This is a genomic window from Mesorhizobium wenxiniae (genome assembly GCF_002284535.1).
In the GTDB taxonomy this organism is placed as follows: domain Bacteria; phylum Pseudomonadota; class Alphaproteobacteria; order Rhizobiales; family Rhizobiaceae; genus Mesorhizobium; species Mesorhizobium wenxiniae.
In genome coordinates, this window is the sequence record NZ_NPKH01000020.1 from 598,504 (window position 1) to 615,437 (window position 16,934).

General features: G+C 60.7%; 15 protein-coding genes and 4 pseudogenes. 12 read left to right on the plus strand and 7 right to left on the minus strand.

All coding sequences use genetic code 11. From position 1 onward, the window contains the following. From pcaD to CIT31_RS13175, 5 genes are read left to right on the plus strand one after another with little or no spacing between them, the layout of a single operon-like run. Complete coding sequence (gene pcaD, locus CIT31_RS13155; protein WP_095518925.1) at nucleotides 1-801, plus strand: 3-oxoadipate enol-lactonase; 801 nt, start codon at nucleotides 1-3, stop codon at nucleotides 799-801. After that, nucleotides 798-1,202, plus strand: a complete 405-nt coding sequence (pcaC, locus tag CIT31_RS13160) for a 4-carboxymuconolactone decarboxylase (RefSeq protein ID WP_095518926.1) — start codon at nucleotides 798-800, stop codon at nucleotides 1,200-1,202. The genes pcaD and pcaC overlap by 4 nt, the downstream gene beginning before the upstream one ends. After that, nucleotides 1,199-1,957 carry a protocatechuate 3,4-dioxygenase subunit beta gene (gene pcaH, locus CIT31_RS13165; RefSeq protein WP_095518927.1) on the plus strand — a complete coding sequence of 253 codons (759 nt, stop codon included), beginning with the start codon at nucleotides 1,199-1,201 and terminating at the stop codon, nucleotides 1,955-1,957. Before pcaC ends, pcaH begins: the two co-directional genes overlap by 4 nt. Then, complete coding sequence (gene pcaG / locus CIT31_RS13170; RefSeq protein ID WP_095518928.1) at nucleotides 1,957-2,571, plus strand: protocatechuate 3,4-dioxygenase subunit alpha; 615 nt, start codon at nucleotides 1,957-1,959, stop codon at nucleotides 2,569-2,571. Before pcaH ends, pcaG begins: the two co-directional genes overlap by 1 nt. Next, complete coding sequence (locus CIT31_RS13175; protein WP_095518929.1) at nucleotides 2,568-3,620, plus strand: 3-carboxy-cis,cis-muconate cycloisomerase; 1,053 nt, start codon at nucleotides 2,568-2,570, stop codon at nucleotides 3,618-3,620. The genes pcaG and CIT31_RS13175 overlap by 4 nt, the downstream gene beginning before the upstream one ends. A 122-nt stretch (nucleotides 3,621-3,742) precedes the next feature. Here CIT31_RS13175 and CIT31_RS13180 read toward each other — a convergent pair whose 3' ends face one another. The 4 genes and pseudogenes from CIT31_RS13180 to CIT31_RS13195 all read right to left on the minus strand — a co-directional run. Next, nucleotides 3,743-4,141: a hypothetical protein gene (locus tag CIT31_RS13180; RefSeq protein ID WP_165778402.1), complete on the minus strand. Its 399-nt coding sequence runs from the start codon at nucleotides 4,139-4,141 to the stop codon at nucleotides 3,743-3,745. Beyond that, a pseudogene (locus CIT31_RS13185) lies at nucleotides 4,102-4,461 on the minus strand (alcohol dehydrogenase catalytic domain-containing protein); the annotation flags it as partial. The gene CIT31_RS13180 and the pseudogene CIT31_RS13185, both read right to left, overlap by 40 nt. 23 nt (nucleotides 4,462-4,484) lie before the next feature. Further along, entirely contained in the window at nucleotides 4,485-4,985 is a 501-nt protein-coding gene (locus CIT31_RS13190; RefSeq protein WP_095518931.1) for a cyclophilin-like fold protein, read from the minus strand. Continuing rightward, a pseudogene (locus tag CIT31_RS13195) lies at nucleotides 4,967-6,143 on the minus strand (MFS transporter); the annotation flags it as partial. The pseudogene CIT31_RS13195 and the gene CIT31_RS13190, both read right to left, overlap by 19 nt. A 747-nt stretch (nucleotides 6,144-6,890) precedes the next feature. Here CIT31_RS13195 and CIT31_RS13200 point away from each other — a divergent pair. The 3 genes and pseudogenes from CIT31_RS13200 (at nucleotide 6,891) to CIT31_RS13210 (ending at nucleotide 9,962) form a co-directional block, all read left to right on the plus strand. Next, on the plus strand, nucleotides 6,891-7,544 hold the full coding sequence (locus tag CIT31_RS13200; protein ID WP_095519364.1) for a 5-formyltetrahydrofolate cyclo-ligase: 654 nt from the start codon (nucleotides 6,891-6,893) through the stop codon (nucleotides 7,542-7,544). Continuing rightward, nucleotides 7,525-9,237, plus strand: a pseudogene (ctaD, locus tag CIT31_RS13205) (cytochrome c oxidase subunit I). Before CIT31_RS13200 ends, ctaD begins: the two are co-directional and overlap by 20 nt. 44 nt (nucleotides 9,238-9,281) lie before the next feature. Beyond that, nucleotides 9,282-9,962, plus strand: coding sequence for a Tim44/TimA family putative adaptor protein (locus CIT31_RS13210; RefSeq protein ID WP_095518932.1), 681 nt, complete (start codon nucleotides 9,282-9,284; stop codon nucleotides 9,960-9,962). Nucleotides 9,963-10,106: 144 nt separating this feature from the next. On the opposite strand, the gene CIT31_RS13215 is transcribed toward CIT31_RS13210, so the two are convergent. The 3 genes and pseudogenes from CIT31_RS13215 to fsa form a co-directional block, all read right to left on the minus strand. Continuing rightward, on the minus strand, nucleotides 10,107-10,397 hold the full coding sequence (locus CIT31_RS13215; protein ID WP_133116142.1) for a hypothetical protein: 291 nt from the start codon (nucleotides 10,395-10,397) through the stop codon (nucleotides 10,107-10,109). 73 nt (nucleotides 10,398-10,470) lie between these two features. Next, nucleotides 10,471-11,997, minus strand: coding sequence for an FAD-dependent oxidoreductase (locus CIT31_RS13220; protein WP_095518934.1), 1,527 nt, complete (start codon nucleotides 11,995-11,997; stop codon nucleotides 10,471-10,473). Between the two features lie 243 nt (nucleotides 11,998-12,240). Next, nucleotides 12,241-12,894 (minus strand): annotated as a pseudogene (gene fsa / locus CIT31_RS13225) (fructose-6-phosphate aldolase). Between the two features lie 142 nt (nucleotides 12,895-13,036). Here fsa and CIT31_RS13230 point away from each other — a divergent pair. From CIT31_RS13230 to CIT31_RS13245, 4 genes are all read left to right on the plus strand, one after another. Beyond that, nucleotides 13,037-13,408: a DUF488 domain-containing protein gene (locus CIT31_RS13230; RefSeq protein WP_095518935.1), complete on the plus strand. Its 372-nt coding sequence runs from the start codon at nucleotides 13,037-13,039 to the stop codon at nucleotides 13,406-13,408. A gap of 279 nt (nucleotides 13,409-13,687) precedes the next feature. Next, nucleotides 13,688-14,536 (plus strand): LysR family transcriptional regulator, encoded by an 849-nt coding sequence (locus tag CIT31_RS13235; RefSeq protein ID WP_095518936.1) that lies wholly within the window; start codon nucleotides 13,688-13,690, stop codon nucleotides 14,534-14,536. Nucleotides 14,537-15,019: 483 nt separating this feature from the next. Beyond that, nucleotides 15,020-15,982: a CBS domain-containing protein gene (locus CIT31_RS13240; protein WP_165778429.1), complete on the plus strand. Its 963-nt coding sequence runs from the start codon at nucleotides 15,020-15,022 to the stop codon at nucleotides 15,980-15,982. 133 nt (nucleotides 15,983-16,115) lie between these two features. Beyond that, nucleotides 16,116-16,886: a two-component system sensor histidine kinase NtrB gene (locus tag CIT31_RS13245; protein ID WP_133116143.1), complete on the plus strand. Its 771-nt coding sequence runs from the start codon at nucleotides 16,116-16,118 to the stop codon at nucleotides 16,884-16,886. The last annotated feature ends 48 nt before the right edge of the window (nucleotides 16,887-16,934 follow it).

The window sequence follows — 16,934 nt, forward strand, 5'->3', positions numbered from 1 at the left end:
ATGAACTTTGCTCGCATTAATGGCGCGACGATCCATTACCGGCATCGTCCCGCAGCTGGCAGGCCGACGGTCGTCTTCGCGAACTCGCTCGGCACCGATATGCGCATCTGGAACGAGGTCGAGCGAAGGCTCGCCGACGACTGCACGTTCGTTGCGTTTGACAAGCGCGGACACGGCCTGAGCGAACTGGGTGGCGCGCCGCAAACAATCGAGACCCATTCGACGGACCTTGCAGGGCTGCTCGACCATCTTGGCGTAAAGCGCGCGGTGATCTGCGGGCTTTCGATCGGCGGCGTCATTGCGCAATGCCTTTACAAGACGCGATCGGATTTGATCGAGGGGTTGATCCTTTGCGATACGGCAGCGAAAATCGGTACGCCCGAGATGTGGAACGGGCGCATCAACGCGGCTCTGTCGGAGGGCATCGCGAGCTTTGCCGACGACGTGATGCGAAAATGGTTCACACCGGATTTCCATAAGAATCGCGGCGAGGAACTGGCGGGTTATAAAACGATGCTGACGCGCCAGGATCCGAACGGCTACGCCGCTGCCTGCGCGGCAATCCGCGACGCCGATTTCACCGCGACGACCGCCGCGATCAAAGTGCCGACACTCTGCATTGTCGGCGATCAGGACGGATCGACGCCGCCTGAACTGGTGGAATCGCTGGCCCGCTCAATCCCCGCCGCACGGTTCGAGGTCATCGCCGGTGCGGGCCACATCCCATGCGTCGAGCAGCCGGAAAGGCTCGCCGGGCTGATGCGTGGCTTCCTGAACGACATGCGAAGAGAGCGCAAATGAGCAAGCCACAACACGGCGACCGATACGTCGAAGGGATGGCGACGCGCCGTTCGGTGCTGGGTGACGCCCATGTCGACCGCGCAGAGGCGGCCAAGACCGAATTCGACATTCCTTTCCAGGAACTGATCACGGAGGCTGCATGGAGCCACGTCTGGTCGCGGCCGAACATCACCAAGCGCGAGCGCTCTATGATCACCATCGCGCTGCTCGCCGCTCTGAAGCAGGATGAAGAGGTTGCGATGCATATCCGCGCCAGCGTCAATACCGGGGCGACGCGCGACGACATACGCGAGGCGCTGCTGCATGTGGCAATCTATGCCGGCGTACCGGCGGCAAATCATGCGATGAAGATCGCCAGGAAGACGTTCGACGAAATGGACGCTCACGCCGGCAAATCATGACCAACTCGCGCTTTCCCGCCAACCGCACGCCGGAAATCGGCGCCTTCTTTCGGCGCGACCGCAACTGGCATCCGCCGGCCTTCACGCCAGCCTACAAGACTTCCGTGCTGCGCTCGCCGCAACGGCCGCTTCTTTCCCTCGACAACACCCTGTCGGAGCTTACGGGGCCGGTCTTCGGCCACAATATTCTCGGTGAACTGGACAATGACCTCATACACAATCTTGCCGGGCCTGGCGAAAGCGCGATCGGGCCGCGCATCCTCGTCTATGGCCGCCTATTCGACGAGCGCGGCATCGGCGTCGCCGGTGCGCTGCTGGAGGTATGGCAGGCCAACGCCGGCGGACGCTATCGACACAAGAAGGAGACTTATCTCGCGCCACTCGATCCGAACTTCGGCGGCTGCGGCCGCACCATCACCGGCGAGGATGGCTCCTATTGTTTCCGCACGATCCAGCCGGGGCCATATCCCTGGCCCAACGGACCCAACGACTGGCGTCCAGCTCACATCCATTTCTCGATCTTCGGGCACGGCTTCGCGCAGCGCTTGATCACCCAGATGTATTTCGAGGGCGACCCGATGATCTGGAGGTGCCCGATCGTGCGGACCATCAACGACCGCCGCGCTATTGAAGGCCTCACCGCCACGCTCGACATGGAGGCAACGATACCGATGGATGCGCGGGCATACAAATTCGACATTGTACTGCGCGGCCGCCGCTCGACGCTGTTCGAGAATCGTATGGAGGGCAACTGATGGTCCAGGCTCTCCGTCGGCTGAAGGAAAGCGCCTCGCAGACCGCGGGACCCTACGTCCATATAGGGCTGACGCCCAACTTTGCCGGTATCTCGGGCGTCTATGAACGCGACCTTGGCACCGCGATGGTCAATGACAAGACCAGGGGCGAACGCATCAGGGTCAACATCCGGGTGATCGACGGCGCCGGCTCGCCGCTGAAGGACGCGCTTGTGGAGATCTGGCAGGCGGACGCCGCCGGCATCTACAATTCGCCCTCGGATCTGCGCGGCTCCGCCGACCCGAATTTTACCGGCTGGGGCCGGCTGCCCACCGACATGACGACGGGCGAATGCATGTTCGAAACCATCAAACCCGGTCGCGTGCCCTTTTTTGACGGCCGCAAGATGGCGCCGCATTTGACGGTCTGGATCGTCGCGCGTGGAATCAACATTGGCCTTCACACCCGCATGTATTTCAGCGACGAGGAAACGGCCAACGCCGAGGATCCCGTCCTGATGCGCATTGAGCAAAGAGAGCGCGTGTCAACGCTGGTCGCGCCGCGCGATGGCGACATCTATAAGTTCGACATTCATCTCCAGGGCATCAACGAGACGGTCTTCTTCGACATATGATCGCAGCATTCGACAATCCCCTCCTGTCCGGGCTTCTCGGCGATGAGAAGATGGCGACGCTGCTCGGCGTCGAGGCCGAACTTGCGACGATGCTGCAAGTCGAGAAAGCGCTCGCCGACGCAGAAGGTGCACTCGGCATCGTCCCGGCGGTTGCAGCAAGCGCAATCGGCCGCGTCCTCGACAATTTTCGACCGGAAATCCAAGCCCTGAGGGACGCAACGGTGCGCGACGGCGTCATGGTGCCGGAGCTCGTGCGGCAGATTAGGCATGCTGTGGGAGAGCCGCATTCGGAGCATGTGCATTTCGGTGCGACCAGTCAGGACGTGATCGACACGGCCATGATCCTGAGAATTCGCGCCTGTATCGACCTATTGGAAGAACGGCTTTCGGCTCTGGTGGTCGCCTTCGCCGATCTCGGCCATCGGTTTGGCGATCGCCCGCTGATGGCCCGAACCCGAATGCAGGCAGCGATTCCGATTTCTGTAGCCGACCGCGTCACAAGCTGGCGCCAACCGCTCGTGCGCCACCACGAGCGGCTTCAATCGGTGCGAGGATCGATTCTCGTCATCCAGTTCGGCGGGGCCGTCGGGACACTCGAGAAGTTCGCAGACAAAGGCGCCGCCATCCGTGCCGCGCTGGCCCGGCGGCTAAGCCTCGGCGACGCGCCGCAATGGCACAGCCAGCGCGACCGCATCGCTGAGCTGGCCAACTGGCTGTCGCTTGTGACGGGCGGCCTCGGCAAGTTCGGGCAGGACATTGCGCTGATGGCGCAGGCAGGCGGCGAGCTGCAACGGGCGGGCGGCGGTTCATCGTCCGCCATGGCGCACAAGCGCAATCCCATCGACGCTGAGATGCTGGTGACGCTTGCCCGCTACAACGCAGTCCAATTGTCGGGAATGCATCATGCGCTGATCCATGAGCAAGAGCGCTCTGGTGCAGCCTGGACGCTGGAATGGTTGATCTTGCCGCAGATGCTCATGGCGGCTGGAGCATCGACCTGTGTCGCGGACAGGCTGGTCCGAACCATAGCGGCAATCGGAACAACCTAAAGCGCGTCGCATGAGGCCGGTCAAACGCGACGCGCTTTAGGCGGCTCACGCCGTGGATTCTGCGATTTAGCCGTCTCCGCTACCACTTGGTCAGTAAGATCAAGCGGTCACGTGAGCTGCCATCAGCCCCACTGAGCGCTCTCGCAGGCATCGAGAGGGTTGGAAATGGCCGTGCCCTGGTTTGCCGACAATTGTGCGGCCATACCCATGGCGACAGCTTTCCAGCCATCATCCAACGTCACCGCTATCGGCCCTTCGCCTCGTAGGGCGGCGCAGAACCGCTGATGCTGATAGAAAGTCGAGCCGTTGTGATCGCCGGCCGTCAACAATTGTGGGTCGACCGGGATCTCGACGGTATACGGTCCCTGCGGAAAGCGCGGGCTGACGATCAACTGCGGCGTCGGCGCCGCGCCGAGATGAGCTGGCCAGAAGCGGCCGGGACCCGGCACCAGGCATTCGACTTTACCTCGCGCACCGACGGCGCTGATCTCCTCCTGATAGCGGCTGCCCTCTGCATACATGCATAGTTCGCACAGGATGTCTGAAAGCCAAAGCGGCAATGCGAGCAGGTATTGTCGGAAATACAGAAGGAGCCGACGACGAACTGGCCGGGGCGGACCGTGCGGACCTCGCTGCCGACCTCGACGACGATGCCACAATATTCGTGACCCATATGCATTGGGCGGTCCACCGGCTGCAGCCCGCGATAGGGCCACAGATCAGACCCGCAGATGCAACTGGCTGACAGCTTGATGATGGCATCGGTCGGCTGCTGTATCTTGGGATCTGCAATCTCCTCGCAGCGAATATCGCCTGGCTGATGTAGGATGGTCGCGAGCATGGAGTGCTCCTTCTTGCGTTGCGTCAGGAAATGGCCTCGACGCGCAGTGGGAATTCGCCGCGCACATGCAGAGCCTCGTAGCCCTCGTCGAAACGGCCGAGCGTGATCAGACCGGGATGGCGGTAGTCGGCGTAGAACATCGCCAGGTTGCCCCAGGGAATGAAATAGCAAAGGTCGTAGGGCCTTTCATTGCCAAAGGGGCCACTGCCTTCCTCGGTGAGCTTGCGCGGAAGGTGGGCGATTTTTTCGTTGTTGCTGAAATCCTCGATCGTAAGGTCGAGCGGCGCCATGGAGAAAAAATCACGCGCCGACGGGTTGTCGTAAAGCGTGGCGGTCATGGTCCGACCGTCGAACGTCATGCTGATCCGCATGTCGGTAAGCTCCTGACTGGCCGGGTCCCTGCCCTGCTGGCCGTAGGCGAGACGCGGCAGGACCGCCGTTGCGAGCACGGCGCCGAGCAGCGTCCGGCGGGTGAGGGCTGAGTGCTTGTCGTCATTGGCAGAGACCTCCGAGCTGCGCGCCACGCGGTGACGGCGAAGAGCGACGATCCGCAGAGAAGTGCCGCGCCGAATGCGAACGCGCTCCACCAGCCGATCGCATCGAAGTGCATGCCACCGATCGCGGGGCCGCCCCTAATCGCAAGCTGGATGACGGCAACTTGCAGCCCGCCGCCGGCCTCCGCCTCATCAGGCAGAGTGCGGCTCAGCCACCTGCCCCAACCGACCGGCGCGGCGGTGGCGAAAAAACCCCAAGCGACGAGCAGCAGCGACACAGCAACCGGCATTGCTCCGAGCGCGATAAGCCCGACAGCGAGAACAGCCATCACCATCGGGATCACGATCAGGATGCTGAACAGTCGGGTTCGCAGCAGCCGCCCGATCCACCAGGCTCCCGCGACACCCGCCAGTCCCATCGCAAGCAGCATGGCCGAGAGTGCGGAAATGCCGAGTCCAGTGACGCGCTCGAGAAACGCGCGCAAGTAGGTGAAGAGCGCGAATTGCCCCATGAAGAGCATCAGGATGGAAGCCATGCCGAGCGCGACGGGCGGCGGCCAAACAGCGCCAGCACGAGCCGGACGCCCGTCTTCCCCGTGTAGCAAGCGGCGGCAGACTGATCCATTGCCAGACCAGCGCCAGCATGCCGAGCGGCACGACGAGGAAGAAGGCGCCGAGCCATCCGACATAAGCGCCTAGCAAGCTGCCAAGAGGCGCTGCGACGGTCGCCGCGATCGCGTTGCCGGCGTTCAGCATGGCAAGCCCCTTCGGGACAAGGTCTTCCGACAGCAGGCGCATGACGATCGAGGTCGACATCGACCAAAATCCGCCGATCGCGACGCCGAGCAGCGCCCGACTAACCATCAGAAGCGCGTAACTCGGGGCGAAGGTGACGGAGAGCCCGGAGACGATGAGCAGCACGGTGAAGCCAGTCACGACGAGCTTGCGGTCGATACGGCGCGTAACGCCGGCCACCAGCAAGCTGGTGACGACGGCAAAGGCGCCCGAGATCAAAATAGCCTGCCCCGCCTGGCCCTCCGTGATGTGGAGATCGGCCGCGATCGGCGACAGCAGGCTGACTGGCATGAACTCCGACGCGATCAGGAACGCAACGCAAAGCGCCATCGAGAGCACCGCACCCCATGCGCCGCGGGCATCGGCAAGCCGGGTGTCGTAGGTGGCTTCCATGGCGAGCATCCTGACAAGGCGGCAGGCGGTCATTCGTGCCGTCAGTCCACCGCGATGCCCGGGAAATAGCGTCCCTACGCTCATCATATTAGACAGTCCAATCCACTTGGACTTATCGATCCTGGGCATAAATGAGGTCCGAAGCCGTGCCTGCCCGCGGCCTGCAGAGGCTCCGGCCGTGGCCAAGAAAGCTTAATTGCCCCGCGCGCCTCCATGGTCCGTTTGAATTTCGAGCTCACCGAACGGAACATTGGGCCGGACGCGATCGCATTTAGTGCCAAGCCGACTTAGAGCGAGGCTCGCGGAGTGTCCGAGAGGGTCAGACATTCGGGTTTCGCAGGGACGCGTCGCACCGAAATGCCCGTTGCACCAAGCCACGCGAACTCTCGCGCTGTCCACACGGCCGTACCACCCGCTTGCAATGGAACTTCCGATTTCTCGAAGATTCCAAATGGGTTCGAATCCAAAAGATGGGCTCAAATAGCGCCAGAAAATCTAACAAATCGAATAGTTAAAATAGTGATGGGCCCGGAGGACGTATTCAGTCCGCCTCGGCTTCTGGGTGTCCTCTAAGACGAGAAAGCGGAATAATGCGTCCCGGCGCGTGCCCGAATTCACGGGCTGTGTCCTCGTCTGTTCAACATCCGCAACGCGCTCAGAGCAAAATTTTTGCGTTTATGAAGCATTTAATTCCGTTTGCCTTCGATTCTCGCGGCGCGCAGGCTGTGCACCGAACGGATCTCAGCCATGCAAGACGACATCCCAGCAGAAACCACTGAATACGCATCTCCACCGTGCTTCATGCATGAACTCTCGCCGGAATACCGCGTCGAGGCCCTGCGCTGGGACGGATGGAGCGGTGTCCCCAGATGGCGGAAAGCCGAGCGGAAACGGCCTCTCGACGGACGGCTGGCGTTGACCCAGCACGATCGGGAAGCCCGTTCCAGCCGCATCGCCAGCATGCTCGACCTGACGATCAGCGATTATAGCGGGCGAATTGTTGGCACTTACTGGCCATTCCGCGGCGAACCGGATCTTCGCAACTGGGGGACCCAGGTCGTTGAGCGAGGCGGACGCATCGCCCTGCCCGTCGTTATCCAAAAAGGTTGGCCACTCGAATACCGGATATGGACGCCGGGCGATCCGCTTGAACGCGGCGTCTGCAACATACTCGTTCCGGCGCAAGGCCCTTGCGTGCAACCCGACATCGTAATCGCGCCGGTCGTCGGTTTCGACGAGGCGCACTATCGCCTGGGCTACGGCGGCGGCTTGTTCGACCGGACGTTGGCCATCATGCGGCGCAAGCCGTTGATCATCGGCGTGGGCTACGCCCAGAGCAGGATACCGACCATTTACCCTCAGCCCCACGACATCCCGATGGATGTGGTTCTCACGGACTGACGGAGTACGCAGGCAAGGCCCGGCGCAACACGACGACGGCACCGGAGACGCCATCTCGCTCCACCACCGGGCCTGTCGCAACAGAAAGGCGGGACGCGATGTCAGCCACGACGAGCACTGCAGTAGATGACAAACCACCGTTCGTCAGACGTTGGCTGTTCTCGACCAACCACAAGGATATCGGGACGCTCTATCTCGTACTATCGATGTTATCGGGTGTCCTCGGCACCGGACTGTCTGTCCTGTTGCGTGCCGAACTGCAGGAGCCGGGCCTGCAGTTTTTCGCCGACCCTAATCTCTTCAATGTCGTCGTCAGCTCGCACGGATTGGTGATGATCTTCTTTGTCATCATGCCGGCTTTGATCGGCGGCTTCGGCAACTGGTTCGTTCCGATCATGATCGGGAGCCCCGGACATGGCGTTCCCGCGGATGAACAACATCTCGTTCTGGCTTCTGGCCACCTCACTTGTCCTGTTCATCCTGTCCCTAATCTTGCCAGGGGCCTCCGGTTCCTTCGGTCACAGCGGCGGATGGACGCTCTATCCGCCTTATTCGGCGGATGGCCAGCCGGGCCCCGCCGTTGACCTCGTCATCTTGTCGATCCACCTGTCGGGAGCCTCGTCCATCCTCGGCGCCATCAACTTCATAACCACGATCTTCAACATGCGTGCGCCCGGCATGACGCTGCACAAGATGCCGCTGTTCGCCTGGTCGATGCTGGTCACCGCGTTCATGCTGCTTCTGTCGCTACCGGTGCTCGCCGGCGCCATCACGATGCTACTCACCGACCGCAATTTCGAAACGACGTTTTTCAATCCCGCTGGAGGAGGCGATCCGATCCTCTATCAGCATCTTTTCTGGTTCTTTGGCCACCCCGAAGTCTACCATGATCCTGCCCGGCTTCGGCATCATCAGCCACGTCATCTCGACTTTCGCGAAGAAGCCGATCTTCGGATATCTCGGCATGGCCTATGCGATGGTGGCAATCGGCGCGATCGGCTTCGTCGTGTGGGCGCATCACATGTACACGACCGGCCTGTCGGTGGACACGCAGCGCTATTTCGCCTTCGCCTCGATGGTCATCGCCGTGCCGACCGGGGTAAAGGTCTTTTCCTGGTTGGCGACCATGTGGGGCGGGTCGATCGTGTTCAAGACGCCGATGCTGTGGGCAATCGGTTTCGTCTTGCTCTTCACCATCGGCGGCGTCACCGGCGTCGTCCTTGCCAACCCGGGCGTCGACCGGATGCTGCACGACACCTACTATGTCGTGGCGCATTTCCACTACGTTCTGTCGTTAGGAGCCGCCTTCGCGATCTTTGCGGGCTTCTACTATTGGTTCCCGAAAATGACCGGCTACATGTACAGCGAAACGCTGGGCAGGCTGCATTTCTGGCTGATGTTCGTCGGCGTGAACCTCGTCTTCTTCCCGCAGCATTTCCTCGGCATGGCCGGCATGCCGCGCCGTTACGCCGACTATCCGGACGCTTTCGTAGGCTGGAATTTCGTCTCGTCCATAGGCTCGTACATCTCTGCTGCCGGGCTCGTCGTCTTCTTCATCACCGTCGCCGAGGCCTTCGGCCGCAAGCGCATCGCGGGTGCCAACCCTTGGGGTGAAGGGGCGACCACGCTCGAATGGACGCTGTCATCACCTCCGCCTTTCCATCAGTTCGAGTCGCTCCCTCGCATTCGGTAGCCTGCGTTTCGTTTGGGGAGGCGCTTGAATAGGAGTGCACTGACATGAATGAAACGGTCGATCTTAACGCCTACGCGTCCTACGTCCTGATAGCCGTATACTACGTGATCATGCTTCGGCTATGGTTGCCGCCTCCGCCGTCGGAGAGGCGCGACGAGGCCGGCAATGACAAGGCCGTAGTTCCGGATGGAGTGTCATCCCGAGCAACCGGGCGGCAGATAGCGCCGCCCCCTCCCGGCGACAATGGCCAGCCGAGTCCGTCGACCAAAGCAGTGCAACCAGACGAACCGCTTGAGCGGATCCGCGCGGCGGACGAACATTTCGACGAAAGCGCTTTTCTTTCCGGGGCATCACAAGCCTACGAACTCGTCGTCAATGCCTATGCCAAGGGAGATATGTCGAAGCTGAACGGCCTTCTCGACGCCGATGTGGCCGCTGCTTTCCATGACGCCATAGGCGAGCGCAGGGAGAAAGGCGAAGTTCTCTCGCTTAGTTTCGTCCGCATTCGAGAACTGGACATTGCCGACGCCTGGCTCGAGGCGGGTCTGGCGGAAATCACCGTTCGCTTCGTTAGCGAGCTGGTCACGGCGACGCACGCGGCCGACAATACAGTTATCGCCGGTGACCCCACCAGGATTGTTACCTCGACCGATTTGTGGACATTTGCCCGCCGCGTGCCATCAAGCAATCCCAATTGGAAGATCGTCGCTACGGGTGGCCCTTGACCCGTCAGGTCTAACGTCGACGGGAGAAGCCGGCACGTTGCGGGTGCGAGAGCCTGAGGCTCCCTAGCTGGCGAATTTCCCCCAAGGCATCGCTAGTGACGCAGCCGACTGCAATGGGCTGCGAAGCTTGTAGGTCTCTTCGCTCTACTCGAACATCAAACGAGCGGTACACCTCTTTGCAATCAGCATCCTGCGGACATCCTGCATCCGCTCCGCCTGCTGTTTGCTATAAGGCCCCATGGGGCGGGTCCTTTTGTCGCCGCAGCGAACATTGCAATACCAGTTGTTACCGATCGCATAGATTTCAACGGATGTCGGGCTCGACTCTCTGTCCATTACCTTGTCGATGAACTTGACGGCGGCCGAATGGCCTTGCGCGGGCGTAACTAGGCGCAGACCGCTGGTGGTGTTCGGTTCCTGCTGCATTGTGGCCATGAGGCTATTCCTTTCCATCACCGCGACATTCGTGATTCCGCTTTCTATGCGAGTTGCTTGTCGAGAGCTCTTCCTACGCCGCCCTTAGGTGTTCCATAGCCAGCTCGGCCTCCAGGCTTTCGCTATCCCGGAAGATTGATGCGACAGCCAGTGTTCGCCCATTGCGCTTGAACCGGAGAAGGCAATCTCTGGTCGCAATGTCGCCCTCGATTTCGACCCCGTCCCATTGCTCGGCGTGGCCGACATAGTTGATCGAAACATCGTAATGCTGGCTCCAGAAGAAAGGCACGTCGGTATATTTCTCGCGCCGGCCAAGCATGTTGACCGCTGCAGTCTGCCCCTGTCGTTCCGCAACCACCCAATGCTCGACTCGAATGTTCTCGCCGGTGTGAGGATCCGGCCACCGGGCTATGTCGCCAGCCGCGAAGATCCCCGGCACGCTCGTTTCGAGAAACGCGTTCACGGTCACGCCGCGGTTGAGGCTCAACCCCGCGGTTTCGGCAAGCGCCGTCCGCGGACGCACGCCGATACCGGCGACGACGAAATCCGCAGGCAATGTGCCGCCGCCGTCGAGTTTCACCGTCGCGCCGTCGATTCTGCTCGCCTTGTCCTCGAGGTGAAAGACGACGCCGTTTTCCTCATGCAGGGAACGGATGAAGTCACCCATCTGGGCCCCAAGTATCCGTTCCATCGGTCGCTTGTCCGGCGCCACGACGTGAATCTCGATGTCACGGGCGCGAAGCGCCGCCGCTACCTCGAGGCCGATGAAGCTGGCGCCCAGCACGACCGCGCGGCGCGCGGTCCCGGCGCTGTCGATGATCGTCCTGCAATCGGCGAGTGTACGCAGCGTATGAACATGCGGCTGGTCAGCGCCGGGGATGGTCAGGCGAACGGGCTCGGCTCCGGTCGCCAGCAGGAGCCTGTCGAAGGGAATCCTGCTTCCGTCCACGAGCACCAGCTCACTGGAACCGACGTCGATGCCGGTTGCACTCGTCTCGAGACGCAAATCGATCTCGTTCTTCGAATAGAAGTTTTGCGCGCGCAGCGGAATCCAGTCCTCTGAGGCTTTGCCAGCGAGGTAGTCCTTGGAAAGATTGGGGCGATCGACGGGTGGCGCTTCGTCGTCGCTGAGCATGACGATGCTGCCTTGATATCGTTCGCGGCGCAATTTCTCGGCCGCGGCAAAGCCAGCCGCGCCGCCGCCGACGATGACGATCTTATCCGGAGCCTCAGCGGGCCCTTCATCACGCTGCTTCGGTGCGATGCGCTTGAGCTTCTCGCCTAGGAATATCTTGCCTTCTCGCTGTTCCACCGACCAGCACGCGAGCGGACTGAAGGCGGGAGCGCGCACGGCTTCGCCTGTGCGCAAATCGAAGCAAGCGTGATGCCATGGACAACGGACGGTGTCATCGACTACCAACCCATCGACCAGCGGCCCGCCGTAGTGCGTGCACGTCGCGCTGACCGCGAACACCTCGGCCCCGCGGCGCACCAGCAGCACCTGCTCGTCGCTGCATCGACCGACGAGTTTGCTACCGTCGGGGAGATCGCCAAGCGCAATGCCTTTGACGAGATCCGGTCCGTCCTGGCTTTCAGCCATTTTCCTTCTCCTTGACGATCTGATCGAACCAGCCGCTGCGACTGGAGGCACGAACTTCTGTGGTCGGCCGCTTCGGATTCTGTCCTGCCGGCACCCTCTGGCTTTTGCTCCACGCCGAACTATGTCCTCCGTGGCGGGTCGGGCCGCATTCAACCGATTGTCGAACCGTTCATGGCATCATGCAAACGAATTTAATCGGCACTTCCGCGCAACTTTTATGCTAACTCAATATCACCGCCACGGTTACAGGATCGCTTGCCCTGTCTTCTTCCAATCGCGAGAAAAGCTTCGAGCCCCTTGTCGGTGAGCGGGTGCTTGGCAAGATTTCTCAGTACTCCCGGCGGAATACTGTCGACATCCGCGCCTGCCATCGCTGCTAGCTTGACGTGGAGAGGCGTGCGCATCGAGGACGCGAGGATTTTGGTCTCAAAAGATTTGTCGTTGTCATAGATTGTCCGGATTTCGCGGATCACCTCCATGCCGTCCAGACCGATATCGTCGAGCCTTCCGACGAAGGGAGAAACGTAGGTTGCGCCCGTCTTCGCGGCGAGTAGCGCCTGGTTGGCCGAGAAGCACAGGGTGATGTTGACCTTTCGACCGCGCTCACTGAGCGTCCGGCAGGCCCTGAACCCGTCCCATGTAGACGGCACCTTGACGGCCACGTTGGCGGCAATGTCGGCTAGCCGTTCTCCCTCAGATATCATGCCGTCGAAGTTGGTCGCCGTGACTTCAGCGGACAGGACCCACAACTGTCTGGCAAATTTCTGCGATCACGTCACGGATTGGCCGGCCGGTTTTGGCGATATGCGATGGGTTGGTTGTCACCCCATCAAGTACTCCCGCCGCAGCGAGCTCTCGGATCTCCAAAATATCGGCTGTATCGACAAAGAACTTCATTTTTCTTCTCTTCGAAAGAGAACCTGTGTCCTTGATGATTGGATGCCGTTCCGCCAGTTCGGTTCCAAAATGATGATTCGTGTTTCAGTCATCGCTGGGCGTCCTATGTCTTAGAGGTAAGTGCAGTGCCGGAGCGTAGTCGATGGCTGAAAAGGTCCCCGAGGAACGAGTGAAAACGAAGCGGGCGTATGAGCGCCCGGCCGACGACGACGGCACGCGGGTGCTTGTTGATCGCCTTTGGCCCCGCGGTCTCAAGAAGACCGATGCTGCGATCGACCGTTGGGCAAAAGAGCTCGCGCCGAGCACGGATCTGCGGAAATGGTTTGGACACGATCCGGCCCGCTGGGAAGAATTCCGCCGACGCTATTCGGAGGAGATCCGCCAACATCGCGAGGAGTTCGACCGATTGCGCGATCTGGCGCGAAAAGGTCCGGTCACGCTTGTCTACGCAGCCCATGACGAGACCCACAACGACGCCGTAGTGCTCAGAGAGATACTGCTGGCGCGCCGGTAAACCAGGCCGCATCCATGTTTCCCAGATGGGCGGTGCGTCATATCTAGTCCTTCTTGAGGCGGGCGAATGCCCCTTCATCACCAACTCGCGTGACGCAGAAGCTCGTCAGCATCCTCATTCCCAGCAATGCGGAGCACTCGTCGCGGCGTTCGCCGATCCAATCTCGCCCCGCAGTATGGTCAGGCGCTCGGCTGCAGGTTCACCGAAGCGTAGCGCGCAGCTACCTATCTGACAAACGAAGTCGATTGACATTTGAATGCAAGTTTTATGCTATGTCGGATGGACATCGAACTCGCGCGCACCTTCATCGAAATCGTTTCTACCGGCAGCTTCATCCGGGCTTCGGAGCGGCTGAATGTCGCTCAAACCACCGTGAGTGCCCGAATCCGCAGCCTCGAGCAACAGCTCGGACGTGCGCTTTTCATTCGACATAAGGGTGGAGCTACGCTCACACCGGCAGGCGAGCAATTTCTTCGCCACGCTCCGATGTTCGTTCAGCTATGGCAGCGTACGCTTCATCAGGTTGCCGTGCCACCGGGTCGTCGCGCTGTTCTAACAGTCGGAAGCGAGGTCAGCCTTTGGCAACCGCTGCTCCTTGATTGGGTCCGATGGATGCGCCAGTCGCTACCGGACATCGCGCTTCGAGTGCACGTCGATGTGCCGCAGGATCTGATTAATCAAGTTGCGTCTGGAATGGTCGACGCTGCGATCATGTACGCCCCGCAGCATCGCCCAGGTCTGAAAATCGACCTGCTCACCGAAGAAAAGCTCGTGCTCGTGACGACCGATCCCGAAGCGCGCCTTCTAGGCGGCTCCGACTATGTGTATACGGATTGGGGGCCCGACTTTGTACTTCACCACGACATGAGTTTTCCGGACGTCGCACCGGATCTTTCTTTTGATCTCGGCCCACTTGCGCTCAGCTATCTCCTTTCAGCCGGAGGCTCCGGCTATGTCAGGATGAGTGCAGTCCAGCATCATATAGCGGAAGGCCGGCTTCACCTCGTTCCCGAGATGCCGCAGTTCTCCTATCCGGTCTACGCTGTGCACTCAGCTAATTCGGATGAAACCGTAGTAGGGCCCGCCCTGGCTGGACTGCATTCCATTTCAGAAGGCAGCACCGAATAGGCCATTCGCCTTCCGCGTTCTCCGGTAGAGCGGCGAAAAGGACCATAGAAACCTTGTTGTTCCGTTCAGCGCAAACCCGGCGAGGTACTTCGCCAACAAACGGTTGGGCTATGCACAGGCGGGCTGGATCGAGCAATGAACGTGCACTCACGCGGCAATAACATTCGTTGGACGTGGAACCCTATCCGGCAAACAATCGGGTGTCGGTCGCAGACAATGACATTTTTGACTTGAAAAGGGCGCTGCATGCCACTCCACACGGCTTTCAAGCCCAAGTTCCCAACGTTGATAACGCGGATTCCAGCTACGACCGCCCAACCAACGGGACGTCGGCAGGCACGGCTCGTGAGCATCCGCCTGCAACGGGAACTAACCAGGTGCGCGTGCCGTGGAATACCTATCACATACAGGCAGCTGCTCCGATCAATTGCAAATGTATCAGACGCCGACGCAACTCTTGTCAGGGCCGCCCTTGAAAGACTGATGGACGAGGACACGATCGCCGCCAGGCCCTTCGTGGCGGCGTTGGTTATAGGCACACAAGCAGGCGGGCGTCCGGAGCCATGGTTCTTCAGCAAGGCTCGAATGACCGGACGGCTGGCTTCGCTGTCGGATGAACTCGATGCGTTGGCATTCCACGCGAGAGAACTGCAGCGAGCGATTTCGTATTATCGCGCCATGGCGTCGAACTCCGCGGCAGCGCTCAGCGTGCGGCGCCCGGGCGTGGGTAATGAAGGAGCAGTCGAAATGCTGATGGCCAAAGATGTAATGACCCCGGACGTCATCACCGTGGCGTCCGACGCCCCTATTCACGCTGTCGCGGATATCCTCGTCACCCAAGGCATCAGCGGGGTCCCCGTTCTGGACAAGGATGTTGTGGTGGGTATCGTGACCGAAGGGGACCTCCTCCATCGCGCCGAAATCGGCACAGCTCGGCGCCCAGCGTCATGGTGGTCCAGGTTATTCAAGAACAAGGCACTGCTTGCCGCCGCGTACAGCCGCGAGCATTCCAGTCGCGTGGTGGACGTCATGACCAAGAACGTCGTGACCGTAGACGAATTCACGCCGATTGCGGACATCGCGGACTTGTTGGCGCAGCGAAGGATAAGGCGGGTGCCCGTGATACGCGGCGGGAAGCTTGTGGGGATAGTCAGTCGCGCCAACATAGTTCGCGCCCTAGCTGTAACCGCGAACCTGCCACGAAGCGCGTGCAAGGCAGATGACGAAACTATCCGCCAGCAGATTCTTTTGGCTTTGCGCGACGAGGCGTGGCCGAGCGGCAGCACGCCCAATTTTCCGGTCAAGAACGGCGTGGTCTCCTTCTGGGGCACCGTAGAGTCCGATGCGGAACGCAACGCCCTCCGGGTCCTATGCGAAAACGTTCCAGGTGTTCAAAAAGTCGAGGATCATCGTATGATTCTGAGCTTTCGGACCTTTGCCCTATGATCGGCGCAGGTAGGAAGACACATCCTGCGTCTTGTAATGTTAAAAGGACCAGGAATTGCGGTCGGATTGGCTCGCGGCCGTCGTGACGAATGCCGCAACGGCGTCCGATCTCCCATCCGCGATTGGAAAGAAGGTGACTCAGGAAACGTCCGTCCAGCTTCATACGCCGCTACCTTCCGCTGCTGCGGCGGAGCAGCGGGCAGCAGCGACACGAAGGCTGGCAGCGCTTGGCGAACTCACCGGAGGAATGGCCCACGATTTCCGGAACTTGCTGACAGCTATCGGGTCGGGCCTCAGGCTGGCTGAAAACAACTGGGACGATCCCGCGAAACTGCGCGCGTACCTCGCAGAGACGAAGATCGCGATCGACGGAGGGATCGCGCTGACGTCTCAGCTCCTTGCATTCGCCAGGCATCAGAGCCTGGACCCCCATGTCGGCAACGTGAACGAATATTTGCACACGTTCGAGCCTTTTCTCAGATACGGCGCCGGGCCGGACGCTCGTCTCATCCTGGATCTCACTCCTGACCTGCCGAACTGCCTGCTGGATCCAGCCTTCTTCGACGCGGCCGTTTTAAATCTTGTGACTAACGCCAGAGACGCCATGCCGAACGGAGGCAGGATCGACATCAGCACCAGACATGTGTCTGGCTCAGAGACACCTGGCATCGACCTCACATCGAGCTACGTTCGCGTCAGGGTCAGAGATGAGGGCTGTGGAATGCCCGCCGACATCATCCGCAAAGTGTTCGATCCATTCTTTACGACGAAAGGTGATCACGGGACGGGGTTCGGGCTTCCGCAGGTGCGCGCGTTCATGGAGATGGTTGGCGGCACGATAGCGATTTCCAGCGAGCCCGAAGCGGGCACGACTGTCGATCTGCTTTTCCCATCTGTCTCGTAAACCAGCTGTTGTCGCGACAGACCGTAGTCGGTCGACGGTGCACCGAAC

What these genes read in the sequence shown, in the direction of transcription:
- pcaD (WP_095518925.1), top strand. Translation starts at nt 1, where the DNA reads ATGAACTTTGCTCGCATTAATGGCGCGACGATCCATTACCGGCATCGT.
- pcaC (WP_095518926.1), top strand. Translation starts at nt 798, where the DNA reads ATGAGCAAGCCACAACACGGCGACCGATACGTCGAAGGGATGGCGACG.
- pcaH (WP_095518927.1), top strand. Translation starts at nt 1,199, where the DNA reads ATGACCAACTCGCGCTTTCCCGCCAACCGCACGCCGGAAATCGGCGCC.
- pcaG (WP_095518928.1), top strand. Translation starts at nt 1,957, where the DNA reads ATGGTCCAGGCTCTCCGTCGGCTGAAGGAAAGCGCCTCGCAGACCGCG.
- CIT31_RS13175 (WP_095518929.1), top strand. Translation starts at nt 2,568, where the DNA reads ATGATCGCAGCATTCGACAATCCCCTCCTGTCCGGGCTTCTCGGCGAT.
- CIT31_RS13180 (WP_165778402.1), bottom strand. Translation starts at nt 4,141, where the DNA reads ATGTATGCAGAGGGCAGCCGCTATCAGGAGGAGATCAGCGCCGTCGGT.
- CIT31_RS13200 (WP_095519364.1), top strand. Translation starts at nt 6,891, where the DNA reads ATGCAAGACGACATCCCAGCAGAAACCACTGAATACGCATCTCCACCG.
- CIT31_RS13210 (WP_095518932.1), top strand. Translation starts at nt 9,282, where the DNA reads ATGAATGAAACGGTCGATCTTAACGCCTACGCGTCCTACGTCCTGATA.
- CIT31_RS13215 (WP_133116142.1), bottom strand. Translation starts at nt 10,397, where the DNA reads ATGGCCACAATGCAGCAGGAACCGAACACCACCAGCGGTCTGCGCCTA.
- CIT31_RS13220 (WP_095518934.1), bottom strand. Translation starts at nt 11,997, where the DNA reads ATGGCTGAAAGCCAGGACGGACCGGATCTCGTCAAAGGCATTGCGCTT.
- CIT31_RS13230 (WP_095518935.1), top strand. Translation starts at nt 13,037, where the DNA reads ATGGCTGAAAAGGTCCCCGAGGAACGAGTGAAAACGAAGCGGGCGTAT.
- CIT31_RS13235 (WP_095518936.1), top strand. Translation starts at nt 13,688, where the DNA reads ATGGACATCGAACTCGCGCGCACCTTCATCGAAATCGTTTCTACCGGC.
- CIT31_RS13240 (WP_165778429.1), top strand. Translation starts at nt 15,020, where the DNA reads ATGGACGAGGACACGATCGCCGCCAGGCCCTTCGTGGCGGCGTTGGTT.